At 70.8% G+C, this 260-nt stretch carries 1 protein-coding gene; it reads left to right on the top strand.

Features of this window, described 5'->3' with window-relative positions; all coding sequences use genetic code 11:
• On the top strand, positions 1–260 hold a 260-nt coding region (locus IF88_RS0139780), incomplete at both ends, for an IS5 family transposase (RefSeq protein WP_037808953.1).

The following is a 260-nucleotide window of genomic DNA, read 5'->3' as shown; positions in this document are numbered from 1 at the left end:
TCGTCGATCGATCTGTCCAGCGGCACCCTGCGCTACCTGACCACGCGGCTCCGTGCCCGGCATCGGAAGATCGGGACCCGGTGGCGACGGCTGCCTGTCGGCCGTCAGGCCCTGCTCGCCCTCGCCCACCTGCGGTGCGGGGACACCTACGCACGGCTCGCCGCCGGATTCGGCATCGGCGTCGCGACCGTGTACCGATACATACGTGAGGTGATCGACGTCCTGGCCGCCGCCGCGCCGACCCTGACCGAGGCGATGAA

Origin of the sequence: Streptomyces sp. NRRL F-2580, assembly GCF_000720115.1 — a bacterium.
Classification (GTDB): Bacteria; Actinomycetota; Actinomycetes; order Streptomycetales; family Streptomycetaceae; genus Streptomyces.
This window is presented reverse-complemented; position numbering and strand designations above follow the sequence as displayed.